Genomic DNA, 16,355 nt, shown 5'->3' with positions numbered 1-16,355 from the left:
GCCTCAGGATACCAGACACGGGGGTCTGGAGGAGATTGTTTTGAGCGAAAAATGGAAGGAACTCGGTGAGACTTTCAGAAAAAAGAGGGAGGAAAGAAGAATAACCCTTCTCGACGCTTCTCTGTTCACGAACATAAATCCATCGAAATTGAAGCGGATCGAGGAAGGCGATCTGAAGGGACTTGACGCAGAAGTCTATATAAAAAGTTACATAAAACGATACTCGGAGTTTCTCGAACTCTCCCCAGATGAGATGCTCAAACTGTACGAAGAAGGCAAGGAAGAAGTAGCTGAAGAAGTTGAAGAGAAGAAGCCGAGAAAAAAGAAGGAGAAAGAGAAAACAAGGGACCTGGTGATGTTCTTTTTTCTGATAGCAGGACTGGTTTTTCTTCTGTTTTCAGCGGTGGAGAATTTGAAGCTGCGGCAGACACCACCTGCTTACCTTGTTGCACCAGAGGAAACGATCGTGAACGGTAAAAGTGTGAGTGGAGAGATTCCTCTTCAAGAAGGAGAGTATATTGTCGAATCCAGAAGCGACGTGGTTCTAAAAACGGCTTCCGAGGAGTGGACAGTGAAGATCAGGAAGTTCGAGGTGAGTGTTTCATGGGAGAAGTGAAGGTACCTGACATGGTGAATCTTGTGATGTTCATATTCGCATCGCACATAGATTACTGGTTCAACGAAGTGAGGCCCGTTCTCGAAGGACGTTTTGGGCCCATGGATTACATTTCGGATGTTCTCGATTTCGAGAAGTACACTCTTTACTATTCGGAAGAAATGGGACAGGGTTTGAAGGGAAGACTTGTGAGTTTTGAAAGACTCGTCCATCCTTTCCAGCTGGCGGATATAAAGCGCGAAACCAACGAGATAGAAAAGATGTTCTCGATCGAAGGAAAGAGAAAAGTCAACATGGATCCAGGATACATTCATCACACTCAGTTCGTTCTCGCTTCCACCAAACACTGGGGGAACCGCATCTACATAGGCAAAGGAATCTACGCTGAGGTGACGCTGGTTTACGTGCGGGGAGAATTCAGACACATGGAGTTCACCTATCCAAATTACAGAGAAGAAGAGTACAAAAAGCATCTTGAAAAGATCAGGGAGCTGTACCTCAAAAAGAGGAGGAAAATGATGAAGTGAGGGTTGGTATAAAGGTTCTAGGATGTCCGAAAAACGAAGCGGATTGCGAAGTCCTGGCAGGTGTGTTGAGAGAAGGAGGTCACGAGATAGTTTTCGATGTGAAGGATGCGGATGTGGTTGTGTTGGACACCTGTGCTTTCATAGAGGACGCGAAAAGAGAATCAATAGATGAAATCTTCTCTTTTGTAGATGCAAAGGATCAGTATGGTTACAAATTGGTTGTGAAAGGTTGTCTTGTTCAGCGTTATTACGAAGAGCTGAAGAAAGAAATTCCCGAGGTGGATCAGTGGATAGGTGTTGCAGATCCTGAAGAGATAGCGAATGCCATTGAAAATGGTACAGATCTTGTTCCAGATCAACCAGAGACCGTGTACAGATACAGAAAAAGAATCGATCTGGAGGAGAGACCCTACGCTTACGTGAAGATATCCGACGGGTGTGACAGAGGATGCACTTTCTGTTCCATACCTTCGTTCAAAGGAAGTCTGAGAAGCAGGAGCATAGAAGACATAACGCGAGAGGTGGAAGACCTTTTGAAAGAAGGAAAGAAAGAAATAATCCTCGTCGCTCAGGACACGACGTCCTACGGGATCGATCTCTATAGAAAGCAAGCGCTGCCTGATCTTTTGAGGAGACTGAACAGTCTAAACGGAGAGTTCTGGATCAGGGTTATGTACCTTCATCCGGATCATCTGACAGAGGAAATAATAAGCGCAATGCTGGAACTGGATAAGGTTGTGAAGTATTTCGATGTTCCGGTGCAGCATGGAAGCGATAAAATATTGAAACTAATGGGACGAACGAAGAGTTCAGAAGAGTTGAAAAAAATGCTTTCGAGCATCAGAGAGAGGTTCCCGGACGCGGTTCTTAGAACGAGTATAATCGTGGGATTTCCGGGAGAAACTGAAGAAGACTTCGAAGAACTCAAGCAATTTGTGGAAGAAATTCAGTTTGACAAACTCGGAGCTTTCGTTTATTCGGATGAGGAGGGAACGGTTGCTTTCAACCTCAAAGAGAAAGTTGACCCGGAAATGGCGAAAAGAAGACAGGAAGAACTGCTCCTTCTCCAGGCGGAGATCTCAAACAGCAGGCTTGATAGATTCGTTGGAAAAAAATTGAAGTTCCTGGTTGAGGGAAAAGAAGGGAAGTTTCTTGTGGGAAGGACCTGGACGGAAGCACCTGAAGTGGACGGAGTGGTTTTTGTAAGAGGGAAAGGGAAGATAGGAGACTTTCTTGAAGTGGTGATAAAAGAGCACGACGAGTACGACATGTGGGGGTCAGTGATATGAATCTTGCGAACTTTTTTTCTTTGTTGAGAGCGGCGCTGGTAATTCCTGTTGTCTGGTTTTACATGGAAGGATGGATCTCTTTGTCGTTCCTGATTTTTGTATTTGCGGCTTTCACAGATTATCTCGATGGTTTTTTTGCGAGGAAGAAAAACCAGGTAACGGATTTTGGAAAGGTCTTCGATCAGGTTTCTGACAAGATTCTCGTGATATCCACGGCAGTGGCCATGTTGGATGTTCTTCCGTTGTGGTACGTTCTGGTTGTCTTTGCAAGAGACACCTTTGTAAACGGGCTCAGAATACTCGCAGCCAGCAGAGGAAACGTTGTGCCAGCGAGGTGGATAGGGAAGGCGAAGACTGTTTCTCAATTTGTGGTGTTGATCGCTGCGTATCTCTTCAAGATGGGCTTTTTGAGTAACGCACTTCTCATGTTTTTTGTGGTGCTCTCACTCACAGTAACGGTGATCTCCTGGATTACGTACACGATCGATATTGCAAGAATCACGAAATTGGAGGGATAGTTCATGAGAACCTTCATTGCTATCGATGTCAACGAAGAAGTCAAGAAGCAAGCCTCTGAGATCATAGAAAAACTCATGAAAAGAGGCTTTGGTGCAACGTGGGTTTCTGAAGAAAACATGCACCTCACGCTTTTTTTCCTGGGAGAGGTTGACGAGCAGAAAATCTCCGAAATAGCCGAACACCTCTGTAGAAGAGTGAGAGGTTTTCCTTCTTTTTCGTTCACCGTGAAAGGTTTTGGGTACTTCAAGAGGAAGATGTCTCCGCGCGTCTTTTGGCTCGGAGTGGAGAACACCGATCGCTTGATGAAACTCTACGAAGAGCTCAGAAACGAGCTGTCTCACCACGGTTTCTCGTTTGAAGAGAAGTTCGTTCCTCACATTACAATTGGAAGGGTGAAGTACTACCCGGACAAGTGGGAAAAACTGATCGAAGATATCGATTTTCCGCCCATCGAAGTTGCGGTGGACAGATTCAAGATTTACTCGTCCACGTTAACACCGACAGGTCCCATCTACAAAGTTCTCTACGAATGTCAGTTTGAAGGAGGATTGATCAGGTATGCCTGAGGAAAAACAGAAAAAGAGTGTCCTGGAGAAAGCGTTGAAGAGAATAGAAGAAAACTTTGGAAAGGGTTCCATAATGATCCTGGGTGATGAAACCCAGGTTCAGCCTGTAGAGGTGATACCAACAGGGTCCCTCGCCATCGATATCGCAACGGGTGTTGGAGGATATCCAAGAGGAAGGATCGTGGAAATCTTTGGTCAGGAATCGAGTGGAAAAACTACCCTTGCACTCCACGCCATAGCAGAGGCCCAGAAGATGGGAGGAGTGGCTGCTTTCATAGACGCAGAACACGCACTGGACCCTGTTTACGCGAAAAACCTTGGAGTGGATCTGAAGAGTCTTCTCATCTCTCAGCCTGATCATGGAGAGCAAGCACTCGAAATAGTGGATGAACTCGTAAGAAGTGGTGTGGTTGACCTCATAGTTGTTGATTCCGTTGCGGCTCTCGTTCCCAGAGCGGAAATAGAAGGTGCCATGGGAGACATGCAGGTGGGTCTTCAGGCACGTCTCATGTCGCAGGCACTGAGAAAGATCGCGGGAAGTGTGAACAAATCAAAGGCGGTAGTGATATTCACGAACCAGATCAGAATGAAGATAGGTGTTATGTTTGGGAGCCCGGAAACCACAACCGGTGGACTCGCCTTGAAATTCTACGCAACCATGAGGATGGAAGTCAGGAGGGGTGAACCTATAAAGGAAGGAAAAGATGTGATAGGCAACGTGATAAGTGTAAAGATCGTGAAGAACAAGGTTGCTCCTCCGTTCAAAACCGCACAGACGTACATCATATACGGAAAAGGAATCGATAGAGAGTACGAGCTGTTCAATATCGCTGTAAATGAAGGGATAGTAGACAGAAAAGGTAGCTGGTATTACTACACCACTCTCAAAGGTGAGGAAGTTTCTCTTGGGCAGGGAAGCTCGAACGCCGTTCAGTTTCTCAAAGACAACCCTGAAATAGCAGGAGAGATCGAAAGGAGAATAAGAGAAAAATATGGATTACTATCAGTGGAGAAAGAAGAACAGAGGAAAGAAAAGAAATCTTCAGGCGAAGAAGCCTCTTAATTATGCGTTGAGGCTCCTCAAATATCGAGTCAGATTTGAAGACGAACTTCGCGAACGATTGAAGAAACAGGGCTTCGCAGATGAGGAAGTGGAAAGTACCATTACTACCTTGAAGAAGCAGGGATATCTGGACGACGAAAAAGCGGCTTATCTCTTTGCACTCGATGAGATGCGATTGAAGCTCTTTGGGCCGAGAGTCGTGAAAATGAAGCTCAAATCACTTGGAGTGGATGAAGAGATCATAGAAAGAGCAATCGAAAAGGCTCTGGAGGAGATCGATTTTCACGAGGAATTGAAGAGATTGAAAGGGCGATTCAAAGATCGATGGGAGCTAAGAGATTATCTCTACAGAAGAGGGTTCGATTCTTCTCTCATCGAAGAAATTCTCAATAAAATAGATGGAGGTGAAGAATGATGCTGTGGTACATAGTAGCAGGAGCCGGTGGTCTTCTGATTGGATATTTAATAGCAAACTATCAGATAAATCAAAAGCTCAGAAAAGCGAAAGAAGACGCTCAAACCATCATTGAAAAGGCGGAGAAAGAAGCAAACGAGATAAAAAAGAAAGCGATAATAGAAGGAAGAGAGGAAGTTCACAGGCTCAGAGAAGAATTCGAAAAAGAGCGATCCAGAAGAGAAGAGGAATTGAGAGCATTAGAAGAAAGACTCTTGAAAAGAGAAGAGCTCCTGACAAGAAAAGAAGAGAACCTTGAGAAAAGGGAACAGCAGGTTGAAGAACTCAAAGCAAATCTGGAAGAGAAAATGAGAGAGGTCGAAGAAAAGGAAAAAAGAATCGACGAAGAATTGAAACGCCTTGCCGGTATGACTGTAGAAGAGGCAAGAGAACTCATCCTCGAAGAAGCAAGGCAGAGGTACGAACACGACCTTGCGAAACTCTACAAAGAGATGAAAGAACAGGTTGAAGAAGAAGCTGAGAAGGAAGCCAAGAAAGTCATAGCATTCGCTGTTCAGAGATACGCACCGGATTATGTAGGAGAAATCACCGTTTCTACCGTTTCTCTACCGTCGGATGACATGAAGGGAAGAATCATAGGTAGAGAAGGAAGAAACATCAGGACATTTGAAAAGATCACGGGTGTGGACTTGATAATAGACGACACCCCGGAAGTGGTGGTTCTTTCCTGCTTTAACCCTCTGAGAAGAGAGATAGCCCGTATCACTCTGGAAAAACTGGTGGCGGATGGAAGAATACATCCTGCAAGGATCGAAGAAATGTACGAAAAAGCAAAGCAGGAAGTGGAGAAAGCCATAAAAGAAGCTGGACAGGAGGCGACGTTCAAAGCGGGTGTTATGGGGCTCCATCCGGAGCTTGTGAAACTCCTTGGAAAATTGAAATACAGAACGAGCTATGGCCAAAACGTTCTGAACCATTCGATAGAAGTGGCTCTGCTCGCCGGTTACATGGCTTCTGAACTTGGGCTAAACGCGGACAAAGCGAGAAGAGGAGGACTCCTCCACGATATAGGAAAAGCTGTTGATCAGGAGCTGGAAGGTTCACACACGACCATAGGTGCAGAGCTTGCCCGAAGATACGGAGAAAAAGAAGACATCATAAACATGATTCTCAGCCATCACGGAGAAGAAGAACCCATGACACCTGAAGCAGTACTCGTGGCAGCTGCTGATGCTCTCTCCGCGGCAAGACCAGGTGCGAGAAGAGAGAGTCTGGAGAACTACATCAAGCGTCTTATGAAGCTGGAGGAGATAGCAAAAAGCTTCAAGTACGTTGAAAAGGCCTACGCCATTCAGGCTGGAAGAGAAATTAGAGTGATTGTGGAACCCGACAAAGTGGATGACGCTCTCGCTGAAAAACTCGCCTACGATATTTCTAAAAAGATAGAAGAAGAGCTCGAGTATCCTGGTGTTCTGAAAGTTGTGGTGATAAGAGAGAAAAGAAGCGTCGCTTACGCGAAGTAAGAGTTTTGATATGGAAAACCTTCAAGCCCCCATCAGGGGGCTTTTGTTTTTTGTGAGTTTTGATTAAAATTGAGATTTTGCGTCATAATCCTGAATAATTTCTCTTAATCGGAAATAGTTGAAGGTATTCGCTTGAAATAGATCTTGATTTAACACGGAAATTTTTTGTATAAACGATATGTAAGCGCTTACAGGAGGTGCAAACTGTGCCAACAATAGAAGATGTCGCAAAGCTTGCCGGGGTTTCCATCGCAACTGTTTCAAGAGTGATAAACGGTTCGGGTTATGTTTCGGAAAAAACAAGGTACAAAGTCTGGAAAGCCATTGAAGAGCTGGGTTACAAACCAGAGATTTCAGCGAAGCTCCTTGCTTCGAAGGGAAAACTGTTCAATATCTATGTGTTCGCCAGTAAAAGAATACTGTCGCCTCTTCAAAACAATGGCATTTTGGGAGAGTTCTACGGAGTGATAATAAGAGCTATTGAGGAAAATTGTGGAAGACTTGGAATGAATGTAGAACTGAAAATGCTCGAGAATTTTTCTGAGTCGAATGGAGCCGATGGTTACATATTCATAGGGGGAGATCTTTCGGAGAAGACTTTGAAGGAAATCAAATCGAGGAAGAAACCCTTTGTTCTGGTGGACCATTACATTCCTGGAGAGCGTGTGGATTGTGTGATAAGTGACGGATACGATGGTGCGGTTTATGCAACAAATTATCTTATTTCTAAAGGTTTTAAGCGGATTGTCCACGTTCACGGTCCACTGCATCCATACGGCTTCAAGATGAGATACGACGGTTATAAAGACGCAATGGAAAAAGCAGGATTAATGCCTCGATTTTATGAGTGCGATGACACAGAAGAAGGAACCAGAAAAGTTATCGACATCATGTTGAACTCTTATGGCACACCGGAAGCTATTTTCACTTCCAACGACAGCATTGCATTCTGGGTGATAAAGCGCCTCAAGGAGCATAACATCAAAGTGCCAGATGATGTTTCTGTAATAGGATTTGACGATATTGTTGATGCTGAAAACTTCGATCCTCCTTTGACGACACTGAGGGTCTTCAAGTACGAAATGGGTTGTCTTGCGTGTAAGCGTTTACATGAATTGCTGACTGGAATTAATCCGCATCCTGTTCGTATTCTTGTTTTCACACAGTTTGTAAAGAGAAAAAGTACAAAATAACACCAACCTTTCATAAAGGAGGGATACGTATGTGGAAAAGAGTGCTTCTTTTTATGCTCGTTGTTCTTTCTGTCTTTGCATTCGCCGAGGTCAAGAAAATAGTGTTCTGGACAGCACCAAACCCGAATCAGGAAACTTTCTGGAAAGAACTCGTTGAAAAGTGGAACGCAGAACATCCGGATGTTCAGATCGAGTGGTCGGTTATCCCAGCTGCTGGAAGTTCTGAAGAAGCCATTTTGAACGCTATTGCAGCTGGGAACGCACCAGATATTTGTACCAACATATTCAGTGGCTTTGCTGCCCAGCTCGCAGAAGAACTGGACGTTCTCGTTGCTTTCGATGAGGAGTTTGGAGAAGAGTTCTGGAAACTCGTGGACGCAAGGAAAATGAGAGGCATACTCGAGGGCTGGAAGCTCAACGGACATTACTACGTCATACCCATCTATTCCAATCCAATGCTCTTCTGGTGGAGAGGAGATCTTCTGAAAGAACTCGGATACGACAAACCTCCAAGAACTTACTCTGAGATCTACGAACTGGCAAAGAAATGGGTTGTTCCGAAAGAAAAGTACGTTATAAGAGCAGTTGCTGGGAGAAACTGGTGGGACAGATGGTTCGACTTCATCACGTTCTACTATGCGGCAAGCGGTGGAAAACCCTACATCGAAAATGGTAAAGCCGTCTTCAATAACGAGTACGGAAAAGCCGTCGCTGAATTCATCTACACACTCTTCAAGAACGGCTGGACCGCTGTGGATCTGGGCCAGGATCCTTTCGAAAACGGTACGATCCTTGGTCAGCTCATGGGACCATGGCACCTGAACTACACGAAAGAACACTATCCTGAGGTGTACCCGCACATAGTGATGACACCTCCTCCCGTTCCAGATAATTACCCCGAAGACAAACCAATCTACACCTTCGCGGATACCAAAGGACTCGTTATGTTCGAACATTGCAAATACAAGAAGGAAGCCTTTGAATTCATCAAATGGGTCTTCTCCAACGCACAAAACGACGCGCGCTGGATCGAGCTCACAAGGATGCCGCCTGCGCGAGAAGATCTTGGAACGAATCCGGTGTTTGCCGAGTACATGAAGGATCCATATTTTGCAAAGATCGCGGAAGCAGTGGCTTACGCTGTACCGCCTGCGATGATCACCAACACAATAGACGTCCAGAACGCCATGACCACATATCTGATGGAGCCTCTCATGTATCTGAAAGCTACACCCGAAGAGGCTCTAAAACAGGCTGTTAAAGAAATCAACGCACTCCTGTGGTGAGGGGGTTCCCCTCACCTTCATTTTTCAGGAGGGATAGAATGAGCCTCAAAAGAAGAGAAGCAAGGCTCGGGTGGGGTCTAGTTTCTATTTATCTTCTATATACCGCTATTTTCTGGGGATATCCGTTTGTCTGGATGCTGATACTCGCCTTTTCACGATGGAAATTTGTGGGATCTCCTAAATTCGTGGGACTTCAGAATTTCTTCAGGATCTTCGAAGACAAGATATTCTGGAGGGTCTTTCTGAACACGATGAACTTTCTTTCCTATTTCATACCCATGGTTTTCATCGCGTCGATTCTTTTTGCAATCGCTCTGAACCGTATGAAGTACTTCAAGACGTTTGTGACTCTGAGTTTTTTGGTTGCTTACGTATCATCAGGTGTTGCGTACTCAATCATGTTCCAGAGAATATTCTCAGAAACAGGCCCCATAAACAGGTTTCTCTACAACGCGTTTGGAATTACGATACCATGGTTCACAGATCCACAGCTTGCAATGTTGACTATAGCGATAATGGTCACTTGGAAATTCGTCGGGTACTACGGTCTCATTCTCTACTCAGGACTTCAGGCTATTCCCAAATCCATATTCGAAGCGGCGGAGCTAGATGGTGCAACTTCCTGGGTGAAGTTCTGGAAGATCACACTTCCTCTATTGAACCCGGCAATTGTGACGGTTTTGATACTCGCTGTGAATCTCTCCTTTGGTATATTTACGGAGCCATACATGATCACCGGTGGCGGGCCGATGAACAGAACTCTCACTTTCATGCTTTATATGTACAACACCGCCTTTCAGAGAATAAATCCAAGCTATGCGACAACAATAGCGATTATGACAGCATTGATAAACTTCTCCATTGTGATCTTCATCAGAAAAGTCATTGAAAAAGAGGTGACCGTCGTATGAGAAAAAAGATGGGTGAGATCATACTTCACGGAGTGATGATTCTCCTTGCCTTGATCTGGATATACCCGTACGTATGGCTTTTTCTTTCGTCTATAAAGCCTCCTGAAGAGATATTCACAAGATTTTTTCCATCCAGAATCACTCTGGAGCACTACAAGTACATTTTCACAATGGCAGAGAAAATGGAAAGACCATTTTTGAGAGCTTTTTTTAACAGCTTGTTTGTAACTCTCACAGTTACTTTCTCTGTGGTTTTCACTTCTTCCATCATTGCCTATGGACTTTCAAAGCTGAGATTCAAGGGAAGCAACGCTGTCTTCAACTTCATAATTTTCCAGATGCTCTTTCCTGGGTTCATGTTCATAATCCCGTTGTTCGTTCTCATAAGAAAACTCGGCCTCTACAACACTTACTCTGCTATGATCGTTCCATTTCTCATGAGTGCATGGAGCCTTTTTATGTTAACACAATCCTACAAAACGATTCCTCAAGATTACATAGAAGCCGCTAAAATTGACGGAGCCAGTACTTTGTGGATAATATTTAGGGTGATGGTACCTCTCTCCAGAAGCACACTCTCAATTGTGGGTCTTTTCACGTTCATAGGGATCTGGGACAATTTTCTCTGGCCTCTGATGGTGGTGAAGGATTACAACAAGATGCCACTCTCCGTTTTGCTTGCCACTTTTAACCACGAATACGCAGCCTATGTGGGGCCATTGATGGCAGGGTCTGTGATACAAACTCTTCCGATGGTTCTCATCTTTTTGATTTTCAGAAAGCAATTCCTTCAGGGAATTTCTATGTCTTTCAAGTAGAGGAGGGAGAGCATGGAGCTTAAACTCGAAAGACATCCGGCAAATCCCATTCTGGAACCTTCTCCGTACTTTCTCTGGGAGAGCAGGTTTGTTTTCAACCCGGCTGTGGTTTACGACGGAGAGCTCTTTCACTTGCTCTACAGAGCTCAGGGAGAGGACATGGTTTCAAGGATCGGATACGCCGTGAGCACCGACGGAATCCACTTCAACAAATTTGAAAAACCCGTCTTTGCTCCCAAGAGTGATGATGAGCTCTATGGAGTGGAAGATCCCAGGATCACGAAGATAGGAGACGAGTACTACATGGTTTACACCGCCTATTCTCCACGTGGTGTCAGAATCGCTATGGCCTCCACGAAGAATTTCATCACCTGGAAGAGGTATGGTGTTGTGATACCAGAAGTGGACAACAAAGACGCGGCTCTATTTCCCGAAAAGATAAATGGAAAGTACGTTATGTTCCATAGAATACCACCTGACATGTGGCTCGCGTTTTCCGATGATCTCGTGCACTGGGACAACTTTGTGAAGATTGCTTCTCCAAGGCCTGGAATGTGGGATGACCTGAAGATCGGAGTGGGAGCTCCTCCTATAAAGACCGAGTACGGCTGGCTCGTCCTCTACCACGGAGTGCAGAACACGGGTACTTCCAGACCTATATACCGGCTCGGTTTCATGTTGCTCGATCTGGAGGATCCCACAAAGGTCATAAAAAGGTCGAAAGAGCCCATTCTGGAACCGGAAGAGGACTGGGAAAAGTTCGGAGGAGTACCGAACGTGGTCTTCAGCGACGCGATGATAGAGTACAACGGTTACTACTACGTCTACTACGGAGCCGCGGACAACTGTATAGCTCTTGCAACAATTCCCGTGGAAAAGGTTATGAAATGGTGTAGAGAATAACAGGAGGAAAAGGTTGTGAAAGGCCGATTGTGGAGAATGCTCTCAGAGATTGTTCCGTATACTGTTCTGAGAAGAGAAAGAATAGAAAGCTGGATTTTCTCCGATGATGCTGTTGAGAGAATCGTGGATCCTTCCTTCGAATGGGACTTCAGCTCCGCTCCCGTCCGGTTCAGGAAAGAGCTAGAGCCTTTCTCCGTCGCTGGAGAGCAGAGGGCCTACCTGAAACTCTGGTTCGGTGGTGAAACACTCGTTCTGATAGATGGGAAGCCTTACGGTGAGATCAACGAGTATCATAGGATGTTGAACATCACCCCCCTTGCTGATGGAAAACCACACACGATAGAAGCTCAGGTGATGCCAAGGGGTCTCTTTGGAAAACCAGAAAAGCCGGTGTTCACGGAAGCTTTCTTCATCGTCGTTGATGAAGCACTGATGAAGGTGGTGAAAACTCTCGAACTCACTATAAAAACGGCAGAAGTGATAGAAGACGAGTCGCTTTCTAAGAAACTTCTGGACATCTCCGAGGAGTTTCTCTCGAAAGTATGGATCCCAAGAGACACAGGTACCTATCTGATGACAGCACTGGAGGATCCGGGAATAAAAGATGAGATCAAAAACACCTGGAACACACCGGAGTTCAAAGAGTTCACAGGTGTGAAGCTTCCTGAAGAGTTGAGAAATCAGATTCTGGAAGAGTTCGAAAAATTCAAAGAAAAGCTGGATAGAATAAGAAAAAACCATCCGGGTTTTGGAACGATTCACCTTGTGGGGCACGCGCACATAGACTACGCCTGGCTCTGGCCAGTTGAGGAGACGAAGAGAAAGATCCTACGCACTTTCGCAAACTCTGTGTTGCTCTCTAAGCTTTATCCGGAGTTCGTTTACACTCAGTCTTCTGCTCAGATGTACGAGGATCTCAAGCAAAATTCACCAGAGCTTTTCGAGGAAGTGAGAAAGCTCGTAGAAGAGGGGAGATGGGAGCCAGTCGGTGGCATGTGGGTGGAGTCGGACTGCAACGTTCCATCGATAGAGTCGCTTGTGAGACAGTTCTACTATGGGCAAAAATTCTTCGAAAGAGAATTCGGGAAAAAGAGCAAGGTGTGCTGGCTTCCGGATGTGTTTGGGTTTTCCTGGGTGCTTCCCCAAATTCTGAAAGAAGCCGGGATAAAATACTTCGTCACCACGAAACTCAACTGGAACGACACGAACGAGTTTCCGTACGATCTGTGCCGCTGGAGGGGAATAGATGGATCCGAAGTGATCTATTTCAGTTTCAAAAATCCCAACGAGGGGTACAACGGAAAGATAGATCCCGATACGGTCTACAAAACCTGGAAGAACTTCAGGCAGAAAGATCTCACAAACAGAGTTCTTCTTTCGTTCGGACACGGTGATGGTGGTGGCGGTCCAACCGAAGAGATGCTGGAAAATTACGAGGTTCTGAAGGATTTCCCTGGACTACCGCACCTTGAAATGGGAACTGTGGAAGAATTTTTCAAGAAGGTGGAGATCGACGAAGAACTCCCTGTGTGGGACGGAGAGCTTTACCTTGAACTTCACAGGGGAACCTACACTTCTCAGTTCAGGACAAAGAAACTTCACAAAGAAGCGGAAGACAGTCTTTATCTTGCAGAGTTGATCTCGGCTTTCACGGATAAAGATTTTTCGGACGAAATAGACGAACTCTGGAAGATTCTGTTGAGAAACGAATTTCACGATATTCTACCTGGATCTTCTATAAAGGAAGTCTATGAAGATACAGAAAAAGAGCTCAGACATGTGATAGAAAAATCAAAAGACATCGTTATCGAATCTCTCAAAGTTCTTTCCTCTGAGAACAAAGATGTTCTAACCATTTTGAACGCTTCATCGTTTCCAAAGAAGTGTCTTTTCTTCCTCAACGAAGATCTCGCGATTTCCTTTGAAGGAGAAGCACTCTTGAAACAGAAAACTCACGATGGAAGGTATGTGTACTTCATAGACAGGGAGATTCCTCCGTTCACGAAAGTAGAACTGAAAGTTCGCAAAGCCACGTCTGAGGAAACTCCAAGTGAGTTGAGAGAAACAAACATCATGGAGAACGAATTTCTCAGGGTGCACGTCAACGATGACGGAACAATTCAAATCTACGACAAAGAACTGGACAGGTACGTTTTCGAAGAGAAGGGAAACATCTTGAAACTTCATAAAAACATCCCTGCTTACTGGGACAACTGGGATATCGCAGAAAACGTGGAAAAGACAGGATATACCCTGAGGGCGAAAAACATAGAAAAAATAGAGTCTGGCCCTGTTCGAGAAGTGATCCGTGTTGAACATGAATCAGAAGGAAGCAGGATCACGCAGCATTACATCCTTTACAGAAAGAGTAGAAGGCTCGATATAGAAACGAAGGTAGACTGGCACACAAGGCGTGCGCTTCTCAGAGCCTACTTCCCAACAACTGTTCTGTCGAGAAAGGCTAGGTTCGATATCTCCGGTGGTTTCATCGAAAGGCCCACACACAGAAACACCAGTTTCGAACAGGCGCGTTTCGAGGTGCCGTTTCACAGGTGGATGGATCTTTCCCAGACAGACTTCGGCGTGTCCATTCTGAACGACGGAAAATACGGTGGCAGTGTTCATCAGGGTATCATGGCGCTTTCACTGATAAAAGCGGGTATTTTCCCCGATTTTCTCTGTGACGAAGGCGAACACACTTTCACCTATTCTGTCTACGTACACCCTGGAGACAGCTTGAGAGATGTTGTAAAAGAATCAGAAGATCTCAACAGATCTTTCATCGTTCATCGCGGGGTGTTGAACCTCCCCTCTCCTTTACTGGAGATCTCTCCTCAAAACTTCCGTCTCACCTCACTGAGAAGGGTGAAGGACAAAATTGTTCTGAGGCTTGTTGAGATCTTCGGAACATCAGGAAAACTTTCCATTAAACTCCCATGGCATGGTGAAATCTATCAGACGAACGTTCTGGAAGAGAAAAAACAGAAAGTCACCTTCCCAGTGGTTTACCATCCGTTCAAGATCTACACTTTTGTTGTAGAAGGTTGAAGGTTCAAACTTGTCACTCGAGAGCGGGGATGGCACCCCGCTCTTTGTTAGACCTAATTTTTCCTGTGTAAACACCCATAAATAAAGCCTTAAACGATTCTTCTAAAATGTGTTCTTGATTTGTATCACTGTTATGTTATAAAAATAACAGGACGGAAGAAATAAATGATAAAAAGGCATGACAACAAAAAGGAGGTGAAACTATGATGATGTTCTTGCCGCCGGAAGTTGTTAGAGAGATCCACGAAGAGAGGGTAAAGAAAGCTCTCGAAAATCTCAAAGCCATCGAACTCGAAAAAGAACTCCTTGAAAAGGTAGTGAAAGAAGAAAAGAAAGTCTCCTCCAGAAGGAGGAGAAGAGAGAAAGAAACAGTCGAAGTGTAAAGATTATTTACCCGCCATCTTTAACGATCTGCCTTCCCAGATATCCTTCTTCGAGTCTTCCAAGCATCCCTCTCCTACTTTTAATCACCGAGTGTGAGTTTTATCAGATTTGAATCGAAAATGTAGGTGATCGTCGAATCGTTGAGATAGAACGTTTCTGATGCGAATGGAGAGAGATCTGCCAGTATGGTTGAAATCTCATTATTTGCGTTTTCCATATCGTCTTCGTCTACCTCCAATTCTTCATCAGTGTTAGCGACTTCATTTTCCTCTGGAAGTTCAAAATCGGTGTACACACAAACGGTGTAAGTGGCTTCTTTCAGCTCTTCGAAATTAAAATCATCGTCTGTGATTTCAAGATTCACGAGTGTACCGGGGCAGGTTTCTCCTTCAAAGAGCGCTACAAGGCATGGTGTTCCTGAAAGTGTCTCTTTCAATTTTCCTTCCACTTCGTACCTGTGTTCTTCTCCCTCACCAGGACCGTACTCGTTCCTTTCCCTATGGTGATAGGGAACTATAACAGGCCTGAGCAGATATTCACCATTTCCTGTGGTTGCGATTTTGAGAGATCTTGCCACATCGAAGTCGAGAACGATCGAGTCACCACCCTGCACTATGACGGGCTTTATGATTTTGATCTTTCTGGAAGGAACCCTAACAGTTTCCGTTGAATCGTTTGTAACAGCAGTGGCGGCATCGATGTAGAGTCTGATCCACTCGAGATTAGCGCCCTCGGGCAATTCCATCTCGAAGAACTGAACTTTAGTTCCAGCAAGTGAGAGGAGATCGAACTCATTCTCCAGCAGAGCAGCGGTAGCAGTGTACTCTTCTCCATCCAATGAATAGTGGTATTCCGCGTTTGAAATTTTCACCAGTAATTTTTCGATGTTGAAAGTTGGGTTGTCCGTGAGATACACAGGAACTTTTACGGTGTTGGTTCCGGTTGTGAAAAGCACACATCCAGCCAGCAAACTCAGAATCAGAATTGCCCAGAGCACGTATTTCATGTTCTCACCTCCTTCAAAGTATATTTTAACTCATTAATGGTTTCATAACAAATATATGAACAAATTATCTATTAATAGTCTGGATGTTTTCGATCTTAAACACTAAGATTTTTATCCACTAATAAATTATCTTTTTTGATTTCGTCTAATAAATACCGGAGACTGGAACCGCGGATTTAGAAGAAAATGGTTTCTTTTGAAAAATATTCGCCGATACTTGTTTCTGCATCCTTCTCTTTAGACTTTGAATGAAAACATTTTCAGAATAAAATACCAGAGACAGAAAAA

The 16,355-nt window shown here is 44.7% G+C and carries 16 protein-coding genes; 15 read left to right on the top strand and 1 reads right to left on the bottom strand.

From position 1 onward, the window contains the following. Nucleotides 1–40 precede the first annotated feature (40 nt). The 15 genes from TM_RS09475 (at nucleotide 41) to TM_RS09405 (ending at nucleotide 15,060) form a co-directional block, all read left to right on the top strand. Nucleotides 41–616 (top strand): helix-turn-helix domain-containing protein, encoded by a 576-nt coding sequence (locus TM_RS09475; RefSeq protein ID WP_004082415.1) that lies wholly within the window; start codon nucleotides 41–43, stop codon nucleotides 614–616. After that, entirely contained in the window at nucleotides 604–1,143 is a 540-nt protein-coding gene (locus tag TM_RS09470) for a DUF4416 family protein (protein ID WP_004082414.1), read from the top strand. The genes TM_RS09475 and TM_RS09470 overlap by 13 nt, the downstream gene beginning before the upstream one ends. Beyond that, the gene (gene rimO / locus TM_RS09465; RefSeq protein ID WP_004082413.1) at nucleotides 1,140–2,432 is read left to right on the top strand and encodes a 30S ribosomal protein S12 methylthiotransferase RimO; all 1,293 of its coding nucleotides are present in this window, start codon (nucleotides 1,140–1,142) and stop codon (nucleotides 2,430–2,432) included. Before TM_RS09470 ends, rimO begins: the two co-directional genes overlap by 4 nt. Then, the gene (locus TM_RS09460) at nucleotides 2,429–2,950 is read left to right on the top strand and encodes a CDP-alcohol phosphatidyltransferase family protein (RefSeq protein ID WP_004082412.1); all 522 of its coding nucleotides are present in this window, start codon (nucleotides 2,429–2,431) and stop codon (nucleotides 2,948–2,950) included. Before rimO ends, TM_RS09460 begins: the two co-directional genes overlap by 4 nt. 3 nt (nucleotides 2,951–2,953) lie before the next feature. After that, on the top strand, nucleotides 2,954–3,517 hold the full coding sequence (gene thpR / locus TM_RS09455) for an RNA 2',3'-cyclic phosphodiesterase (RefSeq protein ID WP_004082411.1): 564 nt from the start codon (nucleotides 2,954–2,956) through the stop codon (nucleotides 3,515–3,517). After that, nucleotides 3,510–4,580 carry a recombinase RecA gene (recA, locus tag TM_RS09450; RefSeq protein WP_004082410.1) on the top strand — a complete coding sequence of 357 codons (1,071 nt, stop codon included), beginning with the start codon at nucleotides 3,510–3,512 and terminating at the stop codon, nucleotides 4,578–4,580. The genes thpR and recA overlap by 8 nt, the downstream gene beginning before the upstream one ends. Continuing rightward, complete coding sequence (locus TM_RS09445; RefSeq protein WP_010865419.1) at nucleotides 4,510–4,995, top strand: regulatory protein RecX; 486 nt, start codon at nucleotides 4,510–4,512, stop codon at nucleotides 4,993–4,995. The genes recA and TM_RS09445 overlap by 71 nt, the downstream gene beginning before the upstream one ends. After that, nucleotides 4,995–6,518, top strand: a complete 1,524-nt coding sequence (gene rny / locus TM_RS09440) for a ribonuclease Y (protein WP_012310845.1) — start codon at nucleotides 4,995–4,997, stop codon at nucleotides 6,516–6,518. Before TM_RS09445 ends, rny begins: the two co-directional genes overlap by 1 nt. 206 nt (nucleotides 6,519–6,724) lie before the next feature. Continuing rightward, on the top strand, nucleotides 6,725–7,711 hold the full coding sequence (locus tag TM_RS09435) for a LacI family DNA-binding transcriptional regulator (RefSeq protein ID WP_004082407.1): 987 nt from the start codon (nucleotides 6,725–6,727) through the stop codon (nucleotides 7,709–7,711). A 29-nt stretch (nucleotides 7,712–7,740) separates the two neighbouring features. Beyond that, on the top strand, nucleotides 7,741–8,997 hold the full coding sequence (locus tag TM_RS09430) for an extracellular solute-binding protein (RefSeq protein ID WP_004082406.1): 1,257 nt from the start codon (nucleotides 7,741–7,743) through the stop codon (nucleotides 8,995–8,997). A 38-nt stretch (nucleotides 8,998–9,035) separates the two neighbouring features. Next, nucleotides 9,036–9,908 carry a carbohydrate ABC transporter permease gene (locus tag TM_RS09425; protein WP_004082405.1) on the top strand — a complete coding sequence of 291 codons (873 nt, stop codon included), beginning with the start codon at nucleotides 9,036–9,038 and terminating at the stop codon, nucleotides 9,906–9,908. After that, nucleotides 9,905–10,726 (top strand): carbohydrate ABC transporter permease, encoded by an 822-nt coding sequence (locus TM_RS09420; protein WP_004082404.1) that lies wholly within the window; start codon nucleotides 9,905–9,907, stop codon nucleotides 10,724–10,726. The genes TM_RS09425 and TM_RS09420 overlap by 4 nt, the downstream gene beginning before the upstream one ends. A 12-nt stretch (nucleotides 10,727–10,738) precedes the next feature. Continuing rightward, a complete protein-coding gene (locus tag TM_RS09415) occupies nucleotides 10,739–11,629 on the top strand; it encodes a glycoside hydrolase family 130 protein (protein ID WP_004082403.1) in 891 nt (296 codons plus the stop codon). A 15-nt stretch (nucleotides 11,630–11,644) separates the two neighbouring features. Then, a complete protein-coding gene (locus TM_RS09410; protein WP_004082402.1) occupies nucleotides 11,645–14,677 on the top strand; it encodes an alpha-mannosidase in 3,033 nt (1,010 codons plus the stop codon). A gap of 203 nt (nucleotides 14,678–14,880) precedes the next feature. Further along, the gene (locus TM_RS09405) at nucleotides 14,881–15,060 is read left to right on the top strand and encodes a hypothetical protein (RefSeq protein WP_004082401.1); all 180 of its coding nucleotides are present in this window, start codon (nucleotides 14,881–14,883) and stop codon (nucleotides 15,058–15,060) included. A gap of 80 nt (nucleotides 15,061–15,140) precedes the next feature. Here the strand turns inward: TM_RS09405 and TM_RS09400 are convergent, their stop codons facing one another. Next, nucleotides 15,141–16,067: a DUF4382 domain-containing protein gene (locus TM_RS09400; protein ID WP_004082400.1), complete on the bottom strand. Its 927-nt coding sequence runs from the start codon at nucleotides 16,065–16,067 to the stop codon at nucleotides 15,141–15,143. Nucleotides 16,068–16,355: the final 288 nt, after the last annotated feature.

The organism is Thermotoga maritima MSB8, from assembly GCF_000008545.1.
GTDB classification, from domain to species: Bacteria; Thermotogota; Thermotogae; order Thermotogales; family Thermotogaceae; genus Thermotoga; species Thermotoga maritima.
Note: the sequence above shows the minus strand (reverse complement) of the source record. Positions and strands in the feature narration are given on the sequence as shown.